This is a genomic window from Providencia sp. PROV236 (genome assembly GCF_033676985.1).
Lineage (GTDB): Bacteria > Pseudomonadota > Gammaproteobacteria > Enterobacterales > Enterobacteriaceae > Providencia > Providencia manganoxydans.
Genome location: NZ_CP096297.1, coordinates 985,694 through 1,011,061, shown reverse-complemented (window position 1 = coordinate 1,011,061; position 25,368 = coordinate 985,694). Strand labels below are relative to the sequence as shown.

Sequence of the window (25,368 nt, the reverse complement as noted above, 5' to 3'; positions counted from 1 at the left end):
GCATGAGGCAACGTCACTATATGCTTAGAGCCGTGAGCTCACCCATTCTTCTACGCTTGCCATAGCAGCTGGTAATGCACTAGCATCAGTACCCCCAGCTTGCGCCATATCTGGGCGACCACCACCTTTACCACCTACTTGTTGTGCAACATACGATATCAAATCACCAGCTTTTATTTTAGCAGTCAAATCATTTGTTACACCAACAATTACACTGACTTTATCACCACTTGTTGTTGAAAGCACGATAATCGCAGATTTCAACTGATTTTTCAGGTCATCAACCATTGTTCTCAAAAGCTTAGGCTCTGTGTTATTAAGTTGGCTTACAAGTAATTTAGCGCCTTTGATATCTTTTGCTTGGCTACTTAGTGAAGCACTTTCTTGAGATGCTTGTTGATCTTTTAATTGCAAAATCTCTTTTTCTAATTGGCGCGATTTATCCAATGCAGATTTTACTTTCTCAACTAGGCTATTCATATCGCCTTTTAAGAGATGAGCAATCGCATTCAGTTGTTCGGATTGGCTGTGAACACTTTCAAGTGCGCATTCACCTGTTGTTGCCTCAATACGACGAACACCTGCGGCGGTTCCCGACTCACTCAAAATACGGAATAAACCGATATCACCGGTACGGCTAGCATGAGTACCACCACAAAGCTCAATTGAGAAATCGCCCATACTTAAAACACGTACGCGCTCTTCATATTTCTCACCAAACAATGCCATCGCACCTTTAGCTTTCGCACTCTCTAAATCCATAAGTTCCGTATCAATGGACGTATTCTTACGAATTTGTACGTTAACGATATCTTCTACCTGACGTAGCTGTTCTGCTGTCATCGCTTCGAAATGTGAAAAATCGAAACGGAGATATTTATCATTAACTAAAGAACCTTTCTGCGACACATGATCACCAAGAACTTGACGCAGTGCAGCATGCAATAAGTGTGTTGCTGAGTGGTTAAGACGAATAGCGTCACGTCTTTCCACATCAATTTTCGCATCAATACGATGGTTAATCACTAATGTGCCAGACTCAACTTTACCAATATGACCGATCGCTTGACCATACTTTTGTGTATCAGTAACAATAAAACTACCACTATCATTACGTAACAAGCCAGTATCACCGACTTGACCGCCTGATTCGGCATAAAATGCAGTTTTATCTAAAATGACCAACCCTTCATCACCAGCATTCAATGAATCAACTGGTTGGCCATCTTTATAAAGCGCAGTAATGGTGGCTAATTGTTCATTATAAGCATAACCAGAGAATTCACTGTGTTTTTCGACCTTGATTAATGAATTATAATCGGTACCAAAACCACTAGACTCTCTCGCACGGCGGCGCTGATCTTCCATTGCACGCTCAAAGCCTTCTTCATCGACCTTAAGATTACGCTCACGACACACGTCCGCAGTTAAATCGATGGGGAAGCCATAAGTATCATATAAACGGAATGCCGTCTCACCATCTAAAGTGTCACCCTTAAGTACTGCGAGTTCTTCATCAAGCAATTGAAGACCACGTTCTAATGTACGTGCAAACTGTTCTTCTTCTGTTTTAAGAACTTTTTCAACCATAGCTTGTTGACGTGCAAGCTCATCCGCCGCAGCCCCCATCACTTTAATTAATGGCGCCACTAGCTTGTAGAAAAAGGTATCTTTTGCCCCCAGCATATAACCATGGCGCACAGCACGACGGATAATACGACGTAGCACATAACCACGACCTTCATTTGATGGAATAACCCCATCGCTAATCAGGAATGCACAAGAACGGATGTGATCGGCAATAACACGCAATGATTTGTTCGACAGATCCTGAGAGCCTGTTGCGCTCGCAGCAGCTGCGATCAAATCACGGAAAATATCGATGTCATAGTTTGAATTAACGTGCTGCAATACCGCTGCAATACGTTCTAGCCCCATGCCTGTATCGACAGAAGGTTTTGGTAATGGATCCATCGTACCATCTGACTGGCGATTGAATTGCATGAAAACAATGTTCCAAATTTCAATATAACGATCGCCATCTTCTTCAGCACTTCCTGGAGGGCCACCCCAGATATGATCGCCATGATCATAGAAAATCTCAGTACATGGACCGCATGGACCGGTGTCACCCATCTGCCAGAAGTTATCAGATGCGTATGGTGCGCCTTTATTATCACCGATACGAATGATGCGCTCTACCGGAATACCGACTTCTTTGTTCCAGATTTCATAAGCTTCATCATCAGTTGCATACACAGTGACCCACAATTTTTCTTTTGGCAGGTTGAACCATTCTTTCCCTGTTAATAGTTCCCATGCAAAATTGATTGCATCATGCTTAAAGTAATCGCCAAAGCTGAAGTTACCAAGCATTTCAAAAAAAGTGTGGTGACGGGCAGTATAGCCGACGTTTTCTAAATCGTTATGTTTACCACCTGCTCGCACGCATCTTTGTGCGGTTGTCGCTCGGGAATATGCTCTTTTATCCAGACCAAGAAATACATCTTTGAACTGGTTCATCCCTGCGTTTGTGAACAATAATGTTGGGTCATTATTTGGTACTAGCGAACTGCTACTTACCACTTGGTGACCTTTCGTATGAAAAAAGTCGAGAAACGCTTGACGGATCTCAGCGGTGCTTTTACTCATATTTATCCCGATTTCAAGCTGGAAACTAAATTACGAATTGTTGAGATGGAATGTAACATCACCTCTAATCAACTCTCCGATTAAAAAGTGACTGATAAGATAAAGTCTCTTTGCGTAGAAGTAAAATTTATACTCACATCCCCAAAATCACAGTACTGTTGGCTACTTTCATTTTCATTGAGCACACTATTTATGATGTCATAGATAATGTATTCATTGGCCATTTCACTGCATTTTGAATGATTGAGTGTAATAGCTACATCCATTCGTTGCTTTCATTGTAAAGCGTCTAAATATTTTCTGAAAGTATGTTTATACCTTTCAATTGGCTATTTTTCCACAGAAAACCAACATCGCGCTCTATTATAGCTCAAACGAGAAACAAAAAAACGCCACTCTTTTTTTGGGTGGCGTTTATAATTTACTTATTTATCAAATCAATAACTAAGCATTAAAATTCTTCAGGAACTTCTTCATCGGAGTCGCTGATATAATCAGTTGCTGCACTCTGAAATTCCCCTGTATGAGTTAATAACATTTCACGCAACTTTTTATCAATTTCGTTGGCAATCTCAGGGTGCTCTTTAAGATAAGTCGTCGAATTAGCTTTACCTTGCCCGATTTTATCGCCGTTATAGCTATACCAAGCACCTGCTTTTTCAATCAGCTTATGTTTCACACCTAAGTCAATCAGCTCACCAAAGGTATTGATCCCTTCTCCATATAGGATTTGGAATTCAGCTTGTTTAAATGGTGCTGCAACTTTGTTTTTAACGACTTTAACACGTGTTTCGCTACCGACGATCTCTTCACCATTTTTCACTGCACCGATACGACGAATATCTAAACGCACAGATGCATAGAATTTTAGAGCATTACCGCCAGTTGTTGTTTCTGGGTTACCAAACATTACCCCAATTTTCATACGAATTTGGTTAATAAAGATAAGTAACGTATTCGAGGTTTTTAGGTTACCAGCGAGTTTACGCATTGCTTGGCTCATCATACGAGCTGCTAGCCCCATATGTGAATCACCAATCTCACCTTCAATCTCAGCTTTTGGTGTTAATGCAGCCACTGAGTCAACGATGATAACATCAACGGCACCTGAACGCGTCAATGCATCACAAATCTCAAGCGCTTGTTCACCTGTATCTGGCTGAGAACATAACAAGTTGTCGATATCAACACCCAATTTTTTTGCATAGATTGGGTCTAAAGCATGCTCAGCATCGATAAATGCACATGTTTTACCACTGCGTTGTGCTGCGGCGATCACTTGTAGAGTCAGGGTTGTTTTACCTGAAGACTCTGGCCCGTAGATTTCAACAATACGACCTAATGGCAAGCCACCAGCACCTAAAGCGACATCAAGAGATAAAGAACCTGTTGAAATAGTTTCAACATCCATTGTGCGGTCTTCACCTAGACGCATAATAGAGCCTTTACCAAATTGCTTTTCAATTTGACCTAACGCCGCAGCTAGTGCTTTTTGTTTGTTTTCATCGATAGCCATGTTCACTCCCTTTGGTGCAATGGACTGCCCCACTGCAAATAGAACGATTGAATTCGGTTTGTTGGTACTAAGTATACTGTATAATCATACAGTATCAAGAAAATTTTTATCTAATGATTTTTAAAAGTGTCTCTAATGCGTAACGAGTTGATTGCAAACGAACTGAGTATCGGTCACCTTGGAAAAGACAATGCTTAGTGGTAATTTCTATCGTTCCTGTAGGTTGTTTTTTAGCAAATCCAAACCACACGGTGCCTACAGGTTTCTCATCGCTTCCTCCACCGGGACCTGCAATACCACTGACAGAAACAGCAAAATCCGCTCCAGCTACTTTGAGTGCACCTTGTGCCATCTCAGTCACTACTTGCTCACTCACAGCACCAAATTTTTGCAATGAATTCTCTGTAACACCAATCATTTGGTGTTTGGCTTCATTACTATATGTCACAAAGCCGCGATGAAAGTAATCTGAGCTTCCTGCTATATCCGTCACTACTTTTGCAATCCATCCGCCAGTGCATGATTCAGCGCAAGTTATCGTTTTACCCTGTTTTTTTAGCAATTGCCCAAGCTGAATACTTAGCGTTTCGAGGTCACTTTCATTTTTCATTTGATTGTTTACCTTTGTATTATGACTTTTTGCGAGTACGATCCCAAATCCACAACCCAGCAATGGCGACAGCAAAAACAGTACCAAAACCAATTCCTACGCTGACAACCGATAATCCCACTTTCATTGCCAAAGAATAAAGCCCTAACATGATTAACATGGCGCTATTTTCGCCTAGATTTTGCACCGCTATTGCGTTACCCGCTCCAACAGTTTCTTTACCTTTTTCTTGGAGCAATGCATTGAGAGGGACAACAAACAAGCCACCAAAAATACCTAAAACCGCTAAAATAACATAAGATGGAAAAATGTTTGTTTGCAGAGCAAGTAATACCACCATCACACCAATCACAATTCCTGCTGGGATACAGCGTGATACTGTTTTTAATGTAATAAATTTCGCCGCCAGACCTGCACCAACCACGATCCCGATCGCAACCGCCGCATTCAGGTAAGTAGGGGTAGCATTATCTTGTAATCCTAATGCGACAGGCACCCATGCTACTAATAAAAAGCGCAGTGTCACACCCGCTCCCCAGAACATACTGGTTCCTACCAAAGAAAAACGGCTTTCTTGATTGGACCATAATGTACGGCAAGCATTCCAAAAATCGATCAATAGCAGTTTAAAATGCCAGCCTTTACCTGGGCGCGCAGCAGCTAAGCGTGGGATATAAATATTCGCAATGACAGCTAATGCGTAGAGTACAGCACAAGTGCCAAGCGCTAACATCAAATGGATATCAGAGAGGATCCCACCAACGACAGAACCAATTAAAATTGCAGCAATTGTTGAAGCTTCCATCACGCCATTGGCTTTAACGAGGTTATCACCGCTCGTCAGTTCACCTAAGATACCGTATTTAGCTGGTGAATATGACGCTGCACCAATACCAACAAGCCCATAACATAAGAATGGATTAAGTCCTAAACAAATCCCAAGCGCGCCAGCAAACTTAAATAAGTTTGAAAATAACATTACCCGCCCTTTCGAAAAGCGATCAGCGACTTGTCCAACAAAAGGAGCGAGTATGATATAGGTAAACACAAATACCATTTGCAGTACTGGATGGCTCCATTCAGGGTAAAACTCCGCTTTTAACTGAGCTAAAATGGCAAATAACAAAGCATTATCAGCAAAAGCAGATAGGAATTGAGAAGCCAATACCGCTTTCATTCCTCGGCTCATTAATGGCGCGTTGACATCTTGCATACGATTATCCCTCTAACGCCATTTGTTTTAAGGTCACAAAATCCGTTTTACCTGAACCAAGTACGGGGAGTTCTTTAACAATACGAATATCTCTTGGTACTGCTAATTCAGTTAAGCCTTTCTCTTTTGCTGCTGAGGAAAGCGAGCTTCTATCAAGCTCTTTATCGGTCGTAAACAAAACAAGAGCTTCCCCTTTGCTGCTATCTGGCTTAGTCACCACAGCATGATGGGCATTCGGCGATAAACTAAAGACCATTTGCTCAATACTTTCAAGAGATACCATTTCACCTGCAAGTTTCGCAAATCGCTTCACTCGACCTTTGATAGTACAGTAGTTAAGCTCATCAAGAACCACGATATCACCTGTATCATACCAACCAGCCTCTTGCTCACCTTGTTGATTCTCCGCTGAAGGTAGTTCAAGAACCCCCGGAGCTTCTACACGTAAGTAGCCCTTCATGATATTAGGGCCCTTTAATTGCAGTTTACCGCCGTTCTCAATCCCTGAAATAGGGATAATCCGTGATTCCATTTGTGGCAATATTTGCCCTACGGTGCCTTCTTTCGATGCCATAGGCACATTAATTGAAACAATTGGTGCGCACTCTGTTACACCATAACCTTCTAAAATGCGAATACCAAATTTATCAAACCAAATTTTCTTAGTACTGTCTGATAATTTTTCTGCACCAGCAACGACATAACGTAATCTTGCAAAATCATATTGATGAGCAAAACGTGCATAATTTGCTAAGAAGGTCGATGTACCAAATAGCACGGTACAGTTTTTGTCATATACCAATTCAGGAATGATCCGGTAATGAAGAGGGCTTGGGTATAAAAAGACTCTGCTTCCTGAAAATACAGGGATCAATAAGCCGACCGTTAATCCAAACGCATGGAATAATGGCAATGATGACATAAAACGATCTCTAGGCGTAAAATCAGCAATTGTTTTAATTTGCTCAACGTTCGCCATTAAACTCGCATGACTATGCACAACGCCTTTCGGAGTACCTTCAGAGCCAGACGTAAACAAAACAATTGCTTCATCTTCTGCTTTACGAGGTAACACGGCTTTCTTTGGCATGAAAAGATGTTTTACGATCCAAAGCTTATCTTTTAGGGTGACTGTGTCTTTGAGATCTTCAAGGTAAATCCAACTCGCATCTGTGACTTGCTCAGGGATATGTGTCAAGTTGCCTTTTTCAAGAAATTGGCGAGAGGTAAAAATAACTTTTGCTTGAGAGGCTTTCAGTGCATTACTGATGCCGTGGCTACCAGCTGTATAGTTTAACATGGCAGGCACACGTCCACGCATTAATGCGCCAAATATGGCAGCTGCGGTGACGGTTGTATTAGGGAGCAATAAGCCAATACGTTCATTTTCATGGGTATAGCGCTCAATGATCCGCCCTACTCCTAATGATTTTTTTAATAGCCCTTGATAGCTATCTTCTTTAAAATTGATATCTTCAATGCAAGGCGCACGTCGACCGAAGCGTTTTACACTATTGAGGAACTCTTCAACTAACGTCACTTGAGGACGGCAGGCCATACGTGCAGATTTCATAATGCTGTATAAATGTATACCCGCTAAACGACGGCGCTCCACGGCTTTAGGCGCTTCTGGCATAGGGATCGTTTCTGCGGGCAAAATATGCAGTGTGATAGTGGGAAACCATTTCAGTGGAATGATCCCTTTTAGGCGGCTAAAGTGGCTACGCTCAGCCCCTTCGATACGCATAGGAACCACTTTGGCTCCAGACTTTGCCGCCACAAATGCAGCGCCTTCATAGATTTTCATTAAAGAGCCATGAACAGAGATCCGGCCTTCAGGAAAAATGACGATTGGACGGCCTTTTTCGACTTCTTTAACTAGTTGGCGGATGCCTAGCGGGTTTGCAGGATCGAGAGGAACAATATCAACATATGGCTTAAGCAACTTGATCATTCTTGGTGTTGCGAATGTCGAGTAAACTGCAAACACAGGTTTTATAGGCAAAAAAAGCGCAACTAGCACCCCATCGATAAATGAAACATGATTAGGTGTAATCAAACACTTTTCTTGATAGAGTTCTTTTTCATCACCAACCAAACGAACTCGAAATAAAAATCTAAGTACTGCCTTAAGCACATTTGCCAGCATAATGAATCCCTATATTGTCATTTCTTTTATCATTCCAATCGATAATTATGTCCTGAAAATCAAAAGCCTCTAAGTAGTTTATTCCTAAAAGAGAAAAAAGGCTGCAATACTTACGCCAAATGCGTTAATTGGCTAATTATTGTATCAATCGGCAGCCCTGCATCGACAACATGATGCGCAGTTGCTCGATAAAGAGGTTCTCTTTGTGACATAACTTCGGCAATTTCTTCTATCATCGATTTACCAGTGAGACTTGGCCGTTGATCTGCTTGTGGCTCTGCTGCTAACCTTTCTGCGAGGATCTCTGGTTTGGCCCTCAAATAGATAACTGTGCCGTTATCACGCATAACACGCTGGTTTTCTTCTGACAGAATAATCCCGCCGCCAGTAGAAACTATTGAGTTAGGCTGAGAAATTGATTTTAGTACTTCACTCTCTAAATGACGGAAATAGTCCCAACCATGCTGCTCAACAATTTGTGCAATACTGGTTCCTGCCCTCTCAACAATCAATTTATCAGTATCGATAAATTGATACGATTTTTGTTCCGCCAACTGTTTACCGATTGTTGTTTTTCCTGAACCTCTTGGACCGATAATGTAAAACATTAATATTCATCCCATCGTCATGATTATTATGGTATTTGCGCCACTTATTTTAAATTCTATTGCTCAGTGCTAAAAAACGACAAATAATTATAAAAAACAAAGCCACACATATTGCTGTGTGGCTCAATCGTTATTGTTTTAAATATTACGCACGATTAAGAAAATCGCCATAGCCAATCCATTTGTAAGTCGTTAGTGCATCTAACCCCATCGGGCCTCGAGAGTGTAATTTTTGTGTACTCACTGCAACTTCAGCACCTAAACCAAACTGCCCGCCATCAGTAAATCTTGTACTCGCATTGACGTAAACAGCCGCTGAATCAACTCGTTGGATAAAGTAATCTGCTTGGCTAATAGACTCCGTTAAAATCGCATCCGAGTGTGCAGTACCATAAGTACGAATATGGTCGATAGCAGCATCAATACCAGAGACCACTTCAACATTCAGATCAAGAGATAACCATTCATCCACTAAATTCTCAGGTAACACCTCAACCACTTTAGCTGCGCCGTTTTTTAAGTATGGCATCGCTTGCACACTCGCGTGTAATGTCACCTTCTGCTCTGCCATTTTTTGGCTTAACACAGGCAAAAATTCAGCCGCGATTTTTTCATGTACTAAAACAGTTTCGAGTGAATTACATGCACTTGGCCTTTGTACTTTGGCATTGATTAACACGCTGATTGCTTTATCAAAATTTACAGATTGATCAACAAAAGTGTGGCAAACACCAATCCCACCGGTGATCACGGGGATCGTAGATTGTTCACGACATAATTTGTGTAATCCTGCACCACCTCGCGGAATTAACATATCTACATAGCGATCTAATTTTAATAACTGTGCGACTAATTCGCGATCAGGGTTATTAATCGCCTGAATGGCATCCGCTGAAATGCCGCAATTTTTAAGTGCTTTTTGAATGACTGCTGTTACGGCTAAGTTGGTGTTATGTGTTTCTTTACCACCTCGCAAGATCGCCGCATTCCCTGTTTTTAAGCACAGAGCAGCAACATCAACAGTCACATTCGGACGTGCTTCGTAAATTACGCCAACCACCCCTAGAGGCACACGACGTCGCTGTAAATTTAGCCCGTTATCCAGTTGACTGCCATCAATGACTTGCCCGACAGGATCAGCCAGCTGGCATACTTTACGTACATCATCGGCGATACCTTTCAGGCGCTCTTGTGTCAGTAACAGTCTATCTTGCAGTGCTGGTGTCATGCCATTTGCACGCGCCTGTTCGATATCTTTCGCGTTGGCTTCAAGAATAGTCGCGCTTTCTTGTTCCAGTAAATCAGCAATTTGCTCTAAAGCTGCATTTTTTTGTTTGGTACTTAGTTGAGCCAGTTGCCATGAGGCTTCACGAGCTGCTTTTCCCATTTGTTCTAACATAATTAACTCACTATCATATCATCGCGGTGGACAGCCACAGACCCATGTTCATAACCCAGTATACTGCCTATTTCTTGTGAATGATGACCTGCAATCATTCTTAATGCATCACTATTGTAGTGGCTGACACCATGCGCCAGATCTTTACCTGCCAGATTTCGTATACGCACGACAGCTCCACGAGAAAAATCCCCTTCAATCTTTTTGATGCCTTTAGGGAGCAGCGAACTGCCTTTTTCCATAATAGCAAGTTGTGCGCCATCATCGATATAAATATCGCCGGCGGCTGGCGCACCAAAGATCCAACGTTTACGATTTTCCATTGGATTTTTATGACCATAAAAACGCGTTCCCACAGGGATGTTGTCGATCACTGCACTGATCACATCAGGCTTATTACCCGCAGCAATGATGACATCAATTCCGGCTCTCCCAGCAACATCAGCAGCTTGCAACTTAGTCGCCATGCCCCCTGTGCCTAACCCTGTAACACTACCACCAGCCATTTCACGTAGCTCATCATTGATCCCATACACTTCAGGGATCAATTTTGCATTGGGATTACTACGAGGATCTGAGTCATACAGCCCTTCGATGTCGGTCAACAGTAATAGTTTGTCTGCATCACCAAGAATAGCAGCAAGTGCTGATAAATTATCATTGTCACCCACTTTGATTTCAGCCGTTGCGACCGCATCGTTTTCATTGATCACAGGAACAATGCCGTTATCTAACAGTGCTTGTAATGTATCTCGGGCGTTTAAAAAACGCTCTCTATCTTCCAAATCAGCCCGAGTAAGTAACATTTGCCCGATATGAATACCATAGATAGAAAAGAGCCGTTCCCATAACTGAATAAGGCGGCTTTGCCCTACCGCAGCAAGTAACTGTTTAGATGCAATGGTTGCGGGGAGTTCGGGGTAATTAAGGTGTTCACGACCAGCTGCAATGGCGCCAGAGGTGACAATAATAATACGGTGTCCTTTTTCATATTGCTGTGCGCATTGCCTAACCAGTTCAACAATATGTGCCTGATTCAATTGGCGTGAGCCCCCAGTTAACACACTGGTTCCTAATTTAACCACCACTGTTTGGCTATTTTTCATCATTTTTCTGCCATTAGGATTAACAAATACAAAGTAGATACCATTTTTATCAGCTGGAGAGCGTTATGCCAACAGGCATAACGCAAAATTAAACAAAAGTTGGTCTAAAACAAATTTATGCGCTTAATTCCAGTTTAAATTCTGCCATTTGCGCAGAAGGAAACAAAGTAAGCTCAAGTTCAGAAAATTGTTTGGAGAGGGATTGGTGAAAGGATAAAAGATTTTGCTCAATAAAATCAGTAACTGCATGGTCTTTTAGTGGCTTTGCTTGCCAGCTACCATGGCTATTGTATAGCCCAAGATGATATGAATACTCAAATCCCTCTTCACTTGGTGATAGTATCATCCACCAGCCCCAAAACTCCCTCTTCTCTGGCGCAATATTGGTGTTGACACAAACAGCAAGGCTATCAAAGAAATAGCTGCCTTCTAAGCATTGCTTTTCTCGTAAATAAGGTCCCAAAGCAGCAAACTTTTTTAAATACTTTCCGTTAGAGTAATCTGTTGGTAAAGCCATGTAAGGATCTCCTTGTTGAGAGATCCCTTTTTAACAAAAGTTAAAAAATAATCAAGTTATTAAATAAAATTAAACTATTTTACTTTTTAGCCAATCTGTCGTTTCACTGAGTGCTCGTTGAAAATTTTCAAAAACTGGGCTAGCTGGAAGTGTTAATAAATGGCTGTCCATAGATGATCGAATAATTAAATCCGACTCCGCTTTTGGACTATAAATATCATTCTTCCAATGCACCGACATCATTGGCACTTGACTCCTACGACCTAAAAGCCCTTGATTTTTTAATGAATAACAACTTAGCTCATGTCGAAGTGCCGCACCATCTACGTAGTAAATCCCTAAACGGCTAGCAAAAACATCTAACTCCATTCGAGGGATATCGCTTTGATATTTATCTTCATGTAATAAACTATGAACAATAGGCCCCAATGCAGCAACCGCTTTAATTTTATCAGGGCACATATAAGCTAATCTTAAGGCTATATTTGCCCCAAAGCGTAAGCCAATAAGACCAAAGCGTGTATGATCGATCCAAGGGATGGTATCTAATTGCCTAACGACTTGCTCATGTAAAACACTCGTTTCTTGTGAGAGTTTATATTTAACTGAATAGCCGATAGATGGCATATCCAATGTCAGCATGGCAATGCCAAGAGGTTCAAGGTATTCCCGGAAATAGCGACAGTAATCAATTTGCAAACTATCAAGCGTGCCACAAATCATCACTGTCGGGTATGGGCCTTGGCCTGTTGATGGAATATGTAAAAAGCCACAAACCTCTTTATTACCATCAATCTTAAATGAAATTTTCTTCAACTTATAACGTGAAAACTGTGCAGCACTGTCATAAGCCTTACAAGCCAATACAATCGCTTGGTCCGCTAATTCATCACCTTTAATAAAAGGGTATGCCGCGATACTGTATAAATTTGCTGCACGTAACCATGCTCGACTGGCTTGCTCGCCACTTTCAAACTGTAATGCATTTTGTTGCCAGCGCATCGCTTGGTTTGACCATTCAAAACACCAATTACCACGCCGATTACCGATAATAGTATCAAGTAAATTATTATCACTACGCTCTGCATCAGTAACCGCAATACGGCTCAAAACCTCTTCTATTTCTAAAGCATCAATACCACGCCAGATCCACATTAAGCGATTGATCATTCGGTACCAGCCTGCATGTTGCGTACCACTGAGCGCAGAATGACTTTTTATAATCGGTGGGCTATAAGCAGAGTATGAAACCAGTGTCGATGTTTCGGTCTGCCTAACTTTTGGCTTGAACAGTTTTTCGGAAAGATTTTGTTGAGTCATTTAGATAACCTGTTGGTTGAGCTAAATAAAAAAGGAATGCCATCGCATTCCCCTATCATATCGTTTTATGTTTTAATTTATTAGGTAATAATGTGTTAATAGGGTATTTCTTCTATCCTAACGTCAATTATTACCTTTTATTTATACTCTAAACAATAATGATTACTTATCCTGCTCACACAAAGGCTTAACAAATACAACGCCCATATCCCACGGTTGTTCAATCCATGTATTTTGCGGAATATCCACAACATAATCATCAACTAATGGGCGGCCTGCTGGTTTTGCAAAGATAGTCACAAAGTGTGCTTTTGGATACATATCGCGGATTGCTTTAGCAGTGCCGCCAGTATCAACAAGGTCATCAATAACAATAAAGCCTTCACCATCACCTGGGGCACGCTTAATCACGTTGAGGTCACGTTGGTTATCATGATCATAGCTAGAAATGCATACAGTATCGACATGACGAATACCCAGTTCACGTGCGAGAAGCGCACCAGGAACAAGGCCACCACGGCTAACAGCGATGATACCAGTCCATTGTTCGACAGGTAGTAAACGTTGTGCGAGTTTACGGGCATGTATTTGCAACATATCCCACGTTACGACATATTTTTCGCTCATAAAATTTGGGTCCCGACAGCTGAGTAAAACTGAAATGTGTCTTGCGGAAAAAAACGTTGCGCGAGATTATAGTGATTTGGTTCGCTAAAAACCAGCAAAAACGGATAATTGAGATCAATTAATATCATTTACACTGACTATTTATCGCATTAAGGTGTATGCTGAGATAATCAGTTGTATGGCTTGAATCACTTCACCATGCCTTTTTCACAGAATAAATTACTGTGCTCTATCTAATTTGAGATACAGCTAAACTGTAAAAGAGTGAACGACTAGAAGTAATAAAAAAACACTATAGTGGTTACTATAAACAAAGCTATTATTTTTCAAATTAGTACAGCAAGTTAAAGTATTTCGAACATGTATACTCTAAATAATTCGAGGTGCAGCTAGGCGGCAAGTGAATGGATCGCGAGTCGCGTACATCAGTATGCGACTGATGCCAGTGAACGCCGTCACCATACCTTAACGCAAGGTGCTGTTACTTGAAGCCTAATGAGTTATAACCAAAGTCGTATTAGGAGATCTAACGTGTCTGAACTCGCTAAACTGTCACCACAGCCATTATGGGATATTTTTGCTAAAATTTGTTCAATCCCCCATCCGTCACATCACGAAGAAGCGCTAGCAACACATATTATTGAATGGTCAAAACAAAAAGGTTTTCACGTAGAACGTGACCAAGTTGGTAATATTTTGATCCGTAAAGCAGCAACCAAAGGCTATGAAGATCGTAAAGCCGTTGTTTTACAAGCTCACTTAGATATGGTTCCACAGAAAAATAATGACACCGTTCATGATTTTACTAAAGATCCAATCCGTCCTTATATCAACGGAGAATGGGTAACCGCCGAAGGGACCACTCTTGGCGCAGATAACGGTGTAGGTATGGCATCTGCACTCGCAGTTTTAGCTGATGATAGTGTAGAACATGGCCCACTTGAAGTATTGCTAACCATGACCGAAGAAACTGGTATGGATGGCGCATTTGGCCTACAAGCTGGTTGGTTACAAGCAGACATACTGATCAATACTGACTCAGAAGAAGAAGGCGAAATCTACATGGGTTGCGCAGGGGGCGTGGATTTCACAGTCACCTTTGATTTAGCTCGTGAAGCCATCCCACAAGGTTATAAAACCTTTACCATGACGTTGAAAGGTCTAAAAGGCGGTCACTCAGGTGGTGATGTGCATTTAGGTTTAGGCAACGCTAACAAGCTACTGGCACGCTTCCTTGCAGGACACCAAGAAGATCTTGGCTTAAAACTGCTGGAGTTTACCGGTGGTACCGTTCGTAATGCGATCCCTCGTGAAGGACATGTCATTATTGCGGTTCCTGCTGATAAAGTGACTGAATTAACTGCACTCAGAGCGCGTTATGAAGGTATCTTAAAAAATGAATTAGCCGTCGTTGAACCAAATTTAGTCCTGCTATTAGAAGAAACGCAAACAAAGCTACAAGCTCTCACTGAAGACTGCCAAAAACGCTTTGTATTCTTCTTAAATGCGGCACCAAATGGTGTTATCCGTATGAGCGATGTGGCAAAAGGCGTTGTTGAAACTTCCCTTAATGAAGGTGTTGTAACAATGACAGACAAGCAAGCTGAAGTGATCTTCTTAGTTCGTTCATTAATTGATAGCGGCAAAAACTATGTTGTTAACATGCTGACATCAATCAGTAAGCTTGCACAGGCTAAGTATAAAGCCGAGGGGAGCTACCCGGGCTGGCAACCAGATGCAGACTCACCAGTCATGCATTTAGTCAGTGAGACATACCAAAAATTGTTTGGTAAAACACCTAATGTCATGGTGATCCACGCTGGATTGGAATGTGGCTTATTCAAAAAACCTTACCCTGATATGGATATGGTTTCTATTGGCCCAACCATTCGTGGCGCACACTCACCTGATGAGCGAGTACATATCGCGAGTGTCGGTGAATATTGGAAATTATTGACAGCTGTTTTAAAAGCAATCCCAGTTAAAAACTAATTTTAAGTGGCAAAGCGCTCGTCATAAGGCGAGTGTTTTGCCTACTTAAAGTGCTAATAGCAATTGCCTTTCTATTTGTGGGCTTTGAAGAGTAACATGCAAACCAACTAACCTAACCCCTCGATTTTCACGGCGATTTTCCCAAACTTGCTTAGCTAATAAAATTAAATCTTGCTTATCTAATATAGGATAAACATGTTCTTGGGTTGTTTGCTGAAAATCATTAAATTTAATTTTTACCCCTTGGCGTGCAATACGACGATCAGGCTTAACTTTAGTCAATCTTAGCTCTAACTCCTCATAAAGCTTATCAAGTAATGGCAGGCATTCTTCCCAGTGATGAATATCTTCAGCTAATGTACGTTCAACCCCAACAGATTTGCGTAGCCTTTCAGGGTTAACTGCACGTTCATCAATAGCGTGACAACGCTCCCACAACACTTGTCCAAATTTCCCCATCGATTTTATTAAACTAACAACATCATACTGTTGTACATCTGCACAAGTTTCTAATCCCATATCTAACAATTTTTGTGCCGTAACTTTGCCAACACCGGGGATCTTCTTCAATGGCAGTGAAAGAACGAACTCAGACATATTCTGTGGAGTAATAACATATTGACCATTGGGTTTATTCAGATCAGAAGCTATTTTGGCAAGAAATTTAATTGGGGCGATCCCCGCCGAAGCCGTAAGCTGCAATTCATCAAATATTTGCTGACGAATAGCTTGAGCTATTAGGGTTGCTGAACCATGATGCAGCTCACACTGACTAACGTCTAAATAAGCTTCATCCCAAGAAAGTGGCTCAATAAGGTCGGTATAGCGAGAAAAAATTTTATGGATATGCAAAGAAGTTTCTTTATAAAGCGCCATTCGGCCTGATACAACTTTTAGATGAGGGCACAGCCTTAATGCAACTGCCGTAGACATTGCACTATGTACTCCATAACGTCGAGCTTCATAGTTAGCGGTACTAATCACCCCACGACGATCGGCACTTCCCCCGACGGCAATAGGAATATTACGCAAGCTAGGGTCATCACGCATTTCTATTGCTGCATAAAAGCAGTCCATATCAATATGAATTATTTTTCGCACAGCAATTCACCAAAAGAAAATGAACAACTGAATAAATATACAGTATTTTATTTTAATGCGCAATTATTCAACAAAAATCATATGTTCATCTGATTGAAACATATCGCTGCCAAACTTCACAATTTCTAAAACTTCTCTGTCCTCGACGGTTGTTAACAAGTACGGATTGAAGTGCTCTCGAACAAAGTTACTCCTAATTAGATGAGATATTGCATACAAATGCTGAGAAAAGTATTACAAAAAGGACTCAAAAAATTAATTTAGCTTTATTCACACTCTAAATAATTCATGGTGCAGCTAGGCAATAAGTAAATGAATCGCTAAGAACTAGCACATTAGTATGTCACTAATGCGAATGAACTTAGTCACCATGACTTAATGAAGATGTTGTCACTTGAAGAATGACGGGTAGAAAACAAATATTTTTATAGGTAGCCAATATGATAAAAACGTTGATTCCACAATTAAAAAAAGGGATGGTTTTCAGTTTGTTTATTCTTGCCAGCCACAGCGCACTTGCTCAATCACCATTAATCGTGGCACATCGTGCCGGTACCGCTGACGCCCCTGAAAATACCCTTTATGCCATTAAGTTAGCAAAAGAAAATCAAGCTGATATTATTTGGTTAACTGTTCAGTTATCTAAAGATAATCAAGTTGTTTTATATAGACCTAGTGAACTCAAGGCGCTAACCGATAAGAACGGTGTAGTATCTGATTACTCAGCCAAACAACTCAACAAAATCAATGCGGCATATCAATTTAATAAAAAAAATAATATCCAATTGCCATTAGCAGAAACAACCATTGCTACGCTTGAATCTGTTCTTAAAAAATATCCTGATACTGAATTTTATATTGATTTAAAATCACCTGATGCAAATCCAGACATCCAAGCAGAAGCTATTTACACTCTGTTAGAAAAAACTAATGCCTTTAACAACACCCGTTTTTATTCAACTAACAATGCGTTTATAAAAGCTTTAGCGAAACGCTCTGATCGCATTAATACCTTTGAAAGCCGTGATGAAACTCGCACACTACTAGCCAATAATACGATGAATCATCAATGTTCAACATCAACTGAAGAAGCATCTAAAAAGCGTTGGTATGGATTTGAATTACATAGAAAAGTTGAAGTGATTGAAAAATACACGCTTGGCGAAGCACGTTCACCGGCAACCTTATCGTGGGATAAAGAAGCGATTGATTGCTTTAGAAAAAATGGTGACGCATACATAGTTTTATTTGGTGTTAATAACATCAATGACTATCAATTTGCTAAAGAAATTGGTGCTGATGCCGTGATGGTTGATTCACCACAACTATTTAAAAAATAAATTTATTTTTGGCTTAATTAAGCTACATTTGATAATTCATAATGTGTAACTAAATTAAGCCTTTTATATTAAATGTAAACCTATAATACAAAAAGAAAATTACATTCCCATGTAGGTATATAATACTATTCTTACTTGGTTCTAAGAAGGGAACATAAAATACTATTTTCATTAAAAATCAAAAAACATTGTAATTATTTTCAAGATAATAATAGATTAAAAATATTCCCCTCTTACAATCACATAATAGTTATTAGAAAACCCTTATCATTAAAAGCCAATAATAATACTTAATTGATAGTCATTAAAAATGATAATTAAATAATATAATAATATAATAATATAATAATATAATAATATAATAATATAATAATATAATAATATAATAATATAATAATATAATAATATAATAATATAATAATATAATAATATAATAATATAATAATATAATAATATAATAATATAATAATATAATAATAAATATAATATAATAATATAATAAATAAATAATAAATATAATAATATAATAATATAATAATATAATAATATAATAATATAATAATATAATAATATAATAATATAATAATATAATAATATAATAATATAATAATATAATAATATAATAATATAATAATGCTAAATTATATATTAAATCTTTATAATTAACGCCATGAAATAAAATATACTCTAAAAGAAATTAAAATATCATAATATAAAAAGCCAGTATTAGGAGTCATAATGAAATTAGCACCTATAGGTAACGTAACATTAGAAAATTTTTGGAACAGTGACCTAAAATCTTTTTCAATAACTCATACACATGATAAAATTTTACATTTAGGTACAAGCCATACCGAGTATGATATTAAAGATAAACAAATAATACATAATGCTTATACCCTTATTTATACGCCACAATATGATGACTATTGGAACGTGACAATTACCACTGCAAACGGTGAAATTTGGCACAATACAAGCCGTTTAAAATGTAATATAAAAAAGGAAGATAACGGAAATGTTATTATAGGAGTAAATGGTGATTCTCAAAGAATGTATGTTGCTTTCCCATTCTCCAGTACATGCTCAATGTCTCTAAAAAAAATGGATTAAAAAATTTAATACCAAAACAATCAAGAGAATATTTCGATAAAAACGTGAAGATATAACCTTAACTGTCACCAATACAGCTAAGGTTATAAGATAATAATTAAATATTTTAGATAATACGGTTTTTTTCCAACATCTTTTGGCGAGCTTGCTCACGTGCCATACGCTTTTTACGTGCATCGCAAGGCTCAGGGCAATCACAGACTTTTTCAACGCCTATGCTGCTTAACCCCCCACAACTACCTTGAATGCTTTTACGCTTAATAATGTACCCAAGTGACATGCCTAAAAATGCCAGTAGGAACAAGATAAACGCTGCAATAAAAACATTTAGCATCCTATCCCCCTAGTGTTACTGCTTCTTCTGTAAGAATGGTTCGAATGCCTTAGTATAGCGCTCTTCAAACCCTTTTTCTGTTTTCACTATCATAAATACTGGAATATTCATTTTTTCCGCTACAGCAAAACCGGTTTCTGGTCCTAAAACATTTAACCCTGTAGATAAGCCATCAGCGCTCATACAGGTTGGAGCCAATACCGTGATCGACACTAAGTTATGTTTAATCGGCATGCCAGTTTTTGGATCAATTGTATGAGAGAAACGCACACCATCTTGCTCAAAATAATTACGGTAGTCACCCGAAGTCGCAATTGACATATCCCCCGGCTCAATGACTTCTTGAGCAGTTTGATTTACACCATCAGTCGTTGGCTTTTCAATCGCTATGCGCCATGGAGCACCTTTACCATTATTGCCTTTTGTACGTACCTCACCACCAATATCAACCATATAATCATTGATCTTAACGGATTCTAAGTACTCAGCGACCACATCAACACCATAGCCCTTAGCGATTGATGATAAATCGACATACAATTCAGGAATAGTTTTAATCAGGTTATTACCCTGTACAGATAATTTTTCTATTCCGACCCAAGCACGACGTTTTTCTAATTCATCAGCCGAAGGGGCTTTTGTTACACGTCCTTCAGGGCCAAACCCCCATAAATTAACTAAAGGCCCTACCGTCACATCTAATGCACCATTAGTTAATTCGTTAATACGGATTGCTTCTTTAACAACTTTTGCTGTTGCAGCCGACACAGGAAAAGGAACATTAACCTCTTTTGATTGATTGAAGCGGCTTAGTTCAGAGTCAGGGCGATACGTTGACATCTGATCATTTACCTCTTCAAGGCGTTTATCAATCTCTGCTTGGATCGATTCACTACTTGGAGATGAAGAATCAGTAACGTATTTAATGGAATAGTAGGTTCCCATTGTCTGACCCTGTAGATTTGCCTGTTCAGGCCCACCGCAAGCGGTCAAAAAGAGTGTCGCTGCGAATAGCAGTACTGGTGTAATGACTTTTTTGTTCAGCATATTTTTCTCTGCTTCAATCATAAGTACCATAACGCTAGGTACTTAGACTATTGACAAACTAGTTCAGTTTGGCAGCAGCCGGTCGAGGTTGTAAAAAATTAACGAGTCAGCCAATTTATTCGTTTTTAACTAAAAACACAAAGGGGAAACCTTATCTTGCTCCCCCTTTTATCAACTGATAACCCTAAAAACTGAGGCTATCCTCGTTATACTTCAAGTATATACAGTGAATTAACCACCAAAGTCATCCAGTAAGATGTTTTCATCCTCTACACCAAGATCTTTAAGCATCTTGATGACTGCGGCGTTCATCACTGGAGGCCCACACATGTAAAACTCACAATCTTCAGGTGCAGGATGATCTTTTAAGTAGTTTTCATACAGAACATTATGAATGAATCCTGTATAACCATCCCAATTATCTTCCGGCATTGCATCGGAAAGTGCAACATTCCAAGTGAAATTTTCGTTTTCAGCAGCAAGCTGATCGAAATCTTCGGTATAAAACATCTCGCGTTTAGAACGAGCCCCATACCAGAAACTAATCTTACGCTTAGACTTCAAACGTCTTAATTGATCGAAAATATGTGAACGCATAGGTGCCATACCTGCACCACCACCAATAAAGATCATCTCAGCCTCAGTCTCTTTGGCAAAGAACTCGCCAAATGGGCCTGAAATGGTGACTTTATCACCGGGTTTCAAAGACCAAATATAGGAAGACATGATCCCTGGCGGAACATCTGGATTACGAGGAGGAGGCGTGGCAATACGCACGTTTAGCAAAATAATCCCATGCTCTTCTGGATAGTTAGCCATTGAATATGCACGCACTGTAGGCTCTTTCACCTCAGATACATAACGGAATAAATTAAATTTATCCCAATCTTCGCGGTATTCTTCTGGCACATCGAAGTCTTCATATTTAACAACATGCTCAGGACATTCGATTTGAATAAAACCACCCGCACGGAATGGAACAACTTCACCCTCTGGGATTTTTAGTTTTAGTTCTTTAATGAAGGTTGCTTTATTATCATTAGAGATAACTTCACACTCCCATTTTTTAACTCCAAAAATCTCTTCAGGTAATTCAATTTTTAGATCTTGCTTAACATTCACTTGACACGCTAAACGGCAGCCTTCTTTTGCTTCACGTTTATTAATGTGAGAAAGCTCGGTTGGCAGAATATCACCACCGCCTTCTTTAATTGTCACTCGGCATTGGCCGCACGACCCACCACCACCACAGGCAGATGAAACAAAAATACCTTGGTTAGACAACATCCCTAACAGTTTATCACCCGCTGGAGCATCAAAGCTTTTTTCAGGATCACCGTTAATTTCAACTTTAATGTTACCTGTATTGACTAGCTTGGATTTCGCAAACAGGATCAAACCTGTCAGCGCCAAGACTATCAAGGTAAACATCACTACACCTAGAATAATAATATCCATGAATTCTTCTCGCCCTTATAGCTGAACACCGGAGAAGGACATAAAGCCCAGTGCCATCAAACCAGTGGTGACAAAGGTAATACCTAAGCCTTTCAGACCCCCCGGAACATCGGAATATTTCATCTTTTCACGGATTGATGCTAACAGCACAATCGCTAACATCCAGCCGATACCTGAGCCGAATCCATATACGATAGATTCGCTAAAGTTATAATCACGCTGAGCCATGAAAGAGACGCCACCAAAGATTGCACAGTTAACGGTAATCAACGGCAGGAAGATACCCAATGCGTTATAAAGTGACGGGAAATAACGATCTAAAATCATTTCCAAGATTTGTACTAGAGCAGCGATAACCCCAATGAAGGTAATAAAGTTAAGGAATGATAAATCAACGCCTTCAACTAGTGCACCATCCCGTAATACAAGGTTATAAACTAGGTTATTAGCGGGTACAGAAATACCTAACACAACCGTAACAGCGATACCCAAGCCAAACGCGGTCTTAACATTCTTTGATACAGCCAAAAACGTACACATACCAAGGAAGAATGCCAAAGCCATATTTTCGATAAAAATCGCTTTTACAAATAGGCTAATATAATGTTCCATAGACTTAATCCTTCTCTACCTGAGCTGGTTTTAGAGTACGTAAACCCCAAATCAGCATCCCAATGATAAAGAATGCACTAGGTGCTAACAGGAACAGACCATTAGGCATGTACCAACCACCATTTTGCAGTGATTCCATAACGGTGATACCAAATAACTTACCTGAACCAAACAGTTCACGTAAGAAACCGACTAAGATCAATATCACTCCATATCCCAGTCCGTTACCGATACCATCCATAAAACTTTCAATTGGTGGCGATTTCATCGCATATGCTTCAGCACGTCCCATTACGATACAGTTTGTAATGATGAGGCCAACAAATACCGAAAGCTGTTTCGATATCTCATACGCATAAGCACGCAGTATTTGGTCAACAACGATAACTAAAGATGCAATGATTGCCATCTGTACGATAATTCGCACACTGCTTGGAATATAATTACGAATTAATGAGATAAAAAAGTTAGAAAACGCAGTAACTAAAGTTACCGCAATAGTCATTACGACCGCTGTTTCCAACTTAGTGGTTACTGCTAATGCAGAACACACACCAAGGATTTGTAACGCAATTGGGTTGTTATCGAACAAAGGCCCAAATAGAACGCGTTTTACTTCTTTAGAATCAGCCATTATTCAGCGCTCCTTCACGAACTTTTTTCAGGAACGGACCAAAGCCGTTATCACCTAACCAAAAATCAAACATATGCTGAATGCCATTTGAGGTTAGCGTTGCTCCTGACAAACCATCGATACCATAAGGGCTATCAGTTGAGCCACTACGAACAATTTTTATGGCAGGAACACCTTGCTCGTTAAATAGCTTTTTGCCCGGCCATTGTGCTTTCCATTGCGGATTATCAACTTCACCACCCAGACCTGGAGTTTCACCGTGTGAATAGTAGGTGATACCACGGGAAGTCACGCCATCAATATCAACAGCAACAAAAGCGTACATCACGGACCATAGCCCTGAGCCATAAACAGGTAAAATGACTTGCGATATTTTGCCTGCATCATCTTTGACTAGATAAATCTCAGCACTATTAGCTCGACGACGAATTTTGGCGATATCTTCCGCAGGAGACAATGCAATACTGGTTTCATCACTACGCAATTCGCTATTTAAGTCAAAACGGCTGGTACTGTCAGAAAGCTCATTGGTTTTGAAATTCAAAAGTTTTGGCTCGATTCGCTCGCCATATACTTTCTGAACTTCTTCTGGTGTCATTTTAGGTTTTAATAGACCTGCAACGCTCAAAATATTGCGCTGCGTATCTAGCATAATTTGTTCTTGCTGCTGAGATTTTAGTCCAACAGCAGAACCCGCTACGACGATAGAACAAACTAAACATAGAATGAATACGACTATGAATGTCCTGCCGACGCTATCTTTATTTGTTGTATTTTCACTAGCCACGAGCTTTTCTCCGTTTAATATTTGCTTGAACGACCAGATAGTCAAACAGAGGAGCAAACAGGTTGGCGAACAGAATGGCTAACATCATGCCTTCTGGATACGCAGGGTTTGCAACACGGATCAGCACACACATCACGCCGATTAAGATACCGTAGGCCCACTTACCTTTATCTGTAAATGATGCCGATACCGGATCCGTCGCCATGAAGATCATCCCAAATGCGAAGCCACCTAGTACCATGTGCCAATACCAAGGCATTGCAAATAATGGGTTAGTCTCTGAGCCAATAAAGTTAAACAGATAGGACATGGCTATCATACCTACCATCACACCCGCGACGATGCGCCACGAAGCGATTCGGAAGAACATGATAAATAAACCACCAATGAAGATCATCAGCGTTGAAACCTCACCGATGGAACCTGGCATATTACCTAAAAATGCCTGCATCCAAGTGATTGGCTCACCGGATACGGTATTCATTAGCGCGTGTTCGCCACCCGTAGCCCATTGAGAAAGTGGTGTTGCACCTGAAAAACCATCCGCCGCAGTCCAAACTAAGTCACCCGAGATTTGCGCAGGGTAAGCAAAGAAAAGAAACGCACGACCAGCTAATGCAGGGTTCAGGAAGTTACGACCTGTACCACCGAAAATTTCTTTCGCAATCACAACACCGAATGTGATCCCTAATGCAGCCTGCCACAGAGGAATCGTTGGCGGTACAATAAGCGCGAATAAAATAGATGAAATAAAGAAACCTTCGTTGATTTCATGGCCACGGATCATGGAAAACAACACTTCCCAAAATCCGCCAACTACGAAGACAACAAAGTAGATAGGTAAGAAATACACAGCACCTAGTAGCATTTTACTGCCCCACCCCGCATCAGGGGTTAATGAAGCCCCTAAAAACTGCGCTAGGCGGTAATGCCAATCACCAGCAAGTACTTGCTGTAACTCCGCACCACTATATAAATGGTAAAGTGCAGGGATCGCTTGGTTACCTACGTTGTACATTCCCCAAAACATTGCTGGGAAAACAGCCAACCAAACAAGAATCATCATGCGTTTTAGATCGATAGTATCACGAACGTGAGAACGACCTTTTGTCACAGTTCCCGGAGTATAAAATACTGTAGAGACAGCTTCATACAATGGATAGAATTTTTCTAACTTTCCACCGGGCTCAAAATGATGCTCATTCTTTTCAAATAAATTTTTCAGACCCATGG

At 40.1% G+C, this 25,368-nt stretch carries 22 protein-coding genes; 3 read left to right on the top strand and 19 right to left on the bottom strand.

All coding sequences use genetic code 11. The features are described from left to right. Nucleotides 1-24: 24 nt before the first annotated feature. The 11 genes from alaS to gpt all read right to left on the bottom strand — a co-directional run bounded on the left by alaS (nt 25) and on the right by gpt (nt 13,717). Nucleotides 25-2,652: an alanine--tRNA ligase gene (alaS, locus tag M1E96_RS04380; protein ID WP_369427382.1), complete on the bottom strand. Its 2,628-nt coding sequence runs from the start codon at nt 2,650-2,652 to the stop codon at nt 25-27. A 451-nt stretch (nt 2,653-3,103) separates the two neighbouring features. After that, nucleotides 3,104-4,168, bottom strand: coding sequence for a recombinase RecA (recA, locus tag M1E96_RS04375; RefSeq protein ID WP_070926502.1), 1,065 nt, complete (start codon nt 4,166-4,168; stop codon nt 3,104-3,106). 106 nt (nt 4,169-4,274) lie between these two features. Further along, nucleotides 4,275-4,778 (bottom strand): nicotinamide-nucleotide amidase, encoded by a 504-nt coding sequence (gene pncC / locus M1E96_RS04370; protein ID WP_272580302.1) that lies wholly within the window; start codon nt 4,776-4,778, stop codon nt 4,275-4,277. Nucleotides 4,779-4,797: 19 nt separating this feature from the next. Beyond that, entirely contained in the window at nt 4,798-5,991 is a 1,194-nt protein-coding gene (gene lplT, locus M1E96_RS04365) for a lysophospholipid transporter LplT (protein WP_272580303.1), read from the bottom strand. A gap of 4 nt (nt 5,992-5,995) precedes the next feature. Then, nucleotides 5,996-8,140 (bottom strand): bifunctional acyl-ACP--phospholipid O-acyltransferase/long-chain-fatty-acid--ACP ligase, encoded by a 2,145-nt coding sequence (gene aas, locus M1E96_RS04360; RefSeq protein WP_272580304.1) that lies wholly within the window; start codon nt 8,138-8,140, stop codon nt 5,996-5,998. 110 nt (nt 8,141-8,250) lie between these two features. Beyond that, nucleotides 8,251-8,748, bottom strand: a complete 498-nt coding sequence (gene aroL, locus M1E96_RS04355; RefSeq protein WP_369427381.1) for a shikimate kinase AroL — start codon at nt 8,746-8,748, stop codon at nt 8,251-8,253. A gap of 145 nt (nt 8,749-8,893) precedes the next feature. Continuing rightward, entirely contained in the window at nt 8,894-10,147 is a 1,254-nt protein-coding gene (gene proA / locus M1E96_RS04350; protein WP_070926512.1) for a glutamate-5-semialdehyde dehydrogenase, read from the bottom strand. A gap of 2 nt (nt 10,148-10,149) precedes the next feature. Continuing rightward, nucleotides 10,150-11,253, bottom strand: coding sequence for a glutamate 5-kinase (gene proB / locus M1E96_RS04345; protein ID WP_070927033.1), 1,104 nt, complete (start codon nt 11,251-11,253; stop codon nt 10,150-10,152). Nucleotides 11,254-11,368: 115 nt separating this feature from the next. Further along, on the bottom strand, nt 11,369-11,770 hold the full coding sequence (crl, locus tag M1E96_RS04340) for a sigma factor-binding protein Crl (RefSeq protein WP_070926514.1): 402 nt from the start codon (nt 11,768-11,770) through the stop codon (nt 11,369-11,371). Nucleotides 11,771-11,839: 69 nt separating this feature from the next. Beyond that, nucleotides 11,840-13,090 carry an esterase FrsA gene (gene frsA / locus M1E96_RS04335; RefSeq protein WP_337979810.1) on the bottom strand — a complete coding sequence of 417 codons (1,251 nt, stop codon included), beginning with the start codon at nt 13,088-13,090 and terminating at the stop codon, nt 11,840-11,842. A gap of 162 nt (nt 13,091-13,252) precedes the next feature. Then, the gene (gene gpt / locus M1E96_RS04330) at nt 13,253-13,717 is read right to left on the bottom strand and encodes a xanthine phosphoribosyltransferase (RefSeq protein WP_070926518.1); all 465 of its coding nucleotides are present in this window, start codon (nt 13,715-13,717) and stop codon (nt 13,253-13,255) included. Between the two features lie 531 nt (nt 13,718-14,248). On the opposite strand from gpt, the gene pepD reads away from it, so the two are divergent. Further along, nucleotides 14,249-15,709 (top strand): beta-Ala-His dipeptidase, encoded by a 1,461-nt coding sequence (gene pepD, locus M1E96_RS04325; RefSeq protein WP_272580306.1) that lies wholly within the window; start codon nt 14,249-14,251, stop codon nt 15,707-15,709. A 45-nt stretch (nt 15,710-15,754) separates the two neighbouring features. On the opposite strand, the gene dinB is transcribed toward pepD, so the two are convergent. Beyond that, on the bottom strand, nt 15,755-16,810 hold the full coding sequence (dinB, locus tag M1E96_RS04320) for a DNA polymerase IV (protein ID WP_272580307.1): 1,056 nt from the start codon (nt 16,808-16,810) through the stop codon (nt 15,755-15,757). A 440-nt stretch (nt 16,811-17,250) separates the two neighbouring features. Between dinB and M1E96_RS04315 the strand changes: the two genes are divergently transcribed. Further along, on the top strand, nt 17,251-18,150 hold the full coding sequence (locus M1E96_RS04315; protein ID WP_272580308.1) for a glycerophosphodiester phosphodiesterase family protein: 900 nt from the start codon (nt 17,251-17,253) through the stop codon (nt 18,148-18,150). A gap of 738 nt (nt 18,151-18,888) precedes the next feature. Further along, nucleotides 18,889-19,263: a hypothetical protein gene (locus tag M1E96_RS04310; RefSeq protein WP_140182011.1), complete on the top strand. Its 375-nt coding sequence runs from the start codon at nt 18,889-18,891 to the stop codon at nt 19,261-19,263. A 106-nt stretch (nt 19,264-19,369) separates the two neighbouring features. Here M1E96_RS04310 and nqrM read toward each other — a convergent pair whose 3' ends face one another. The 7 genes from nqrM to M1E96_RS04275 form a co-directional block, all read right to left on the bottom strand. Then, the gene (nqrM, locus tag M1E96_RS04305) at nt 19,370-19,597 is read right to left on the bottom strand and encodes a (Na+)-NQR maturation NqrM (RefSeq protein WP_140187210.1); all 228 of its coding nucleotides are present in this window, start codon (nt 19,595-19,597) and stop codon (nt 19,370-19,372) included. Between the two features lie 15 nt (nt 19,598-19,612). Next, nucleotides 19,613-20,644: an FAD:protein FMN transferase gene (locus tag M1E96_RS04300; protein ID WP_140182015.1), complete on the bottom strand. Its 1,032-nt coding sequence runs from the start codon at nt 20,642-20,644 to the stop codon at nt 19,613-19,615. A 231-nt stretch (nt 20,645-20,875) separates the two neighbouring features. After that, a complete protein-coding gene (gene nqrF / locus M1E96_RS04295; RefSeq protein ID WP_070926524.1) occupies nt 20,876-22,102 on the bottom strand; it encodes an NADH:ubiquinone reductase (Na(+)-transporting) subunit F in 1,227 nt (408 codons plus the stop codon). A gap of 15 nt (nt 22,103-22,117) precedes the next feature. After that, a complete protein-coding gene (gene nqrE, locus M1E96_RS04290) occupies nt 22,118-22,714 on the bottom strand; it encodes an NADH:ubiquinone reductase (Na(+)-transporting) subunit E (RefSeq protein ID WP_070926527.1) in 597 nt (198 codons plus the stop codon). A 4-nt stretch (nt 22,715-22,718) separates the two neighbouring features. Then, nucleotides 22,719-23,348, bottom strand: a complete 630-nt coding sequence (locus M1E96_RS04285) for an NADH:ubiquinone reductase (Na(+)-transporting) subunit D (RefSeq protein ID WP_070926529.1) — start codon at nt 23,346-23,348, stop codon at nt 22,719-22,721. Beyond that, nucleotides 23,341-24,135: a Na(+)-translocating NADH-quinone reductase subunit C gene (locus M1E96_RS04280; protein WP_070926531.1), complete on the bottom strand. Its 795-nt coding sequence runs from the start codon at nt 24,133-24,135 to the stop codon at nt 23,341-23,343. Before M1E96_RS04280 ends, M1E96_RS04285 begins: the two co-directional genes overlap by 8 nt. Then, on the bottom strand, nt 24,128-25,366 hold the full coding sequence (locus M1E96_RS04275) for an NADH:ubiquinone reductase (Na(+)-transporting) subunit B (RefSeq protein ID WP_272580309.1): 1,239 nt from the start codon (nt 25,364-25,366) through the stop codon (nt 24,128-24,130). The genes M1E96_RS04280 and M1E96_RS04275 overlap by 8 nt, the downstream gene beginning before the upstream one ends. Nucleotides 25,367-25,368: the final 2 nt, after the last annotated feature.

What these genes read in the sequence shown, in the direction of transcription:
- alaS (WP_369427382.1), bottom strand. Translation starts at nt 2,652, where the DNA reads ATGAGTAAAAGCACCGCTGAGATCCGTCAAGCGTTTCTCGACTTTTTT.
- recA (WP_070926502.1), bottom strand. Translation starts at nt 4,168, where the DNA reads ATGGCTATCGATGAAAACAAACAAAAAGCACTAGCTGCGGCGTTAGGT.
- pncC (WP_272580302.1), bottom strand. Translation starts at nt 4,778, where the DNA reads ATGAAAAATGAAAGTGACCTCGAAACGCTAAGTATTCAGCTTGGGCAA.
- lplT (WP_272580303.1), bottom strand. Translation starts at nt 5,991, where the DNA reads ATGCAAGATGTCAACGCGCCATTAATGAGCCGAGGAATGAAAGCGGTA.
- aas (WP_272580304.1), bottom strand. Translation starts at nt 8,140, where the DNA reads ATGCTGGCAAATGTGCTTAAGGCAGTACTTAGATTTTTATTTCGAGTT.
- aroL (WP_369427381.1), bottom strand. Translation starts at nt 8,748, where the DNA reads ATGTTTTACATTATCGGTCCAAGAGGTTCAGGAAAAACAACAATCGGT.
- proA (WP_070926512.1), bottom strand. Translation starts at nt 10,147, where the DNA reads ATGTTAGAACAAATGGGAAAAGCAGCTCGTGAAGCCTCATGGCAACTG.
- proB (WP_070927033.1), bottom strand. Translation starts at nt 11,253, where the DNA reads ATGAAAAATAGCCAAACAGTGGTGGTTAAATTAGGAACCAGTGTGTTA.
- crl (WP_070926514.1), bottom strand. Translation starts at nt 11,770, where the DNA reads ATGGCTTTACCAACAGATTACTCTAACGGAAAGTATTTAAAAAAGTTT.
- frsA (WP_337979810.1), bottom strand. Translation starts at nt 13,090, where the DNA reads ATGACTCAACAAAATCTTTCCGAAAAACTGTTCAAGCCAAAAGTTAGG.
- gpt (WP_070926518.1), bottom strand. Translation starts at nt 13,717, where the DNA reads ATGAGCGAAAAATATGTCGTAACGTGGGATATGTTGCAAATACATGCC.
- M1E96_RS04315 (WP_272580308.1), top strand. Translation starts at nt 17,251, where the DNA reads ATGATAAAAACGTTGATTCCACAATTAAAAAAAGGGATGGTTTTCAGT.
- M1E96_RS04310 (WP_140182011.1), top strand. Translation starts at nt 18,889, where the DNA reads ATGAAATTAGCACCTATAGGTAACGTAACATTAGAAAATTTTTGGAAC.
- nqrM (WP_140187210.1), bottom strand. Translation starts at nt 19,597, where the DNA reads ATGCTAAATGTTTTTATTGCAGCGTTTATCTTGTTCCTACTGGCATTT.
- M1E96_RS04300 (WP_140182015.1), bottom strand. Translation starts at nt 20,644, where the DNA reads ATGCTGAACAAAAAAGTCATTACACCAGTACTGCTATTCGCAGCGACA.
- nqrF (WP_070926524.1), bottom strand. Translation starts at nt 22,102, where the DNA reads ATGGATATTATTATTCTAGGTGTAGTGATGTTTACCTTGATAGTCTTG.
- nqrE (WP_070926527.1), bottom strand. Translation starts at nt 22,714, where the DNA reads ATGGAACATTATATTAGCCTATTTGTAAAAGCGATTTTTATCGAAAAT.
- M1E96_RS04285 (WP_070926529.1), bottom strand. Translation starts at nt 23,348, where the DNA reads ATGGCTGATTCTAAAGAAGTAAAACGCGTTCTATTTGGGCCTTTGTTC.
- M1E96_RS04275 (WP_272580309.1), bottom strand. Translation starts at nt 25,366, where the DNA reads ATGGGTCTGAAAAATTTATTTGAAAAGAATGAGCATCATTTTGAGCCC.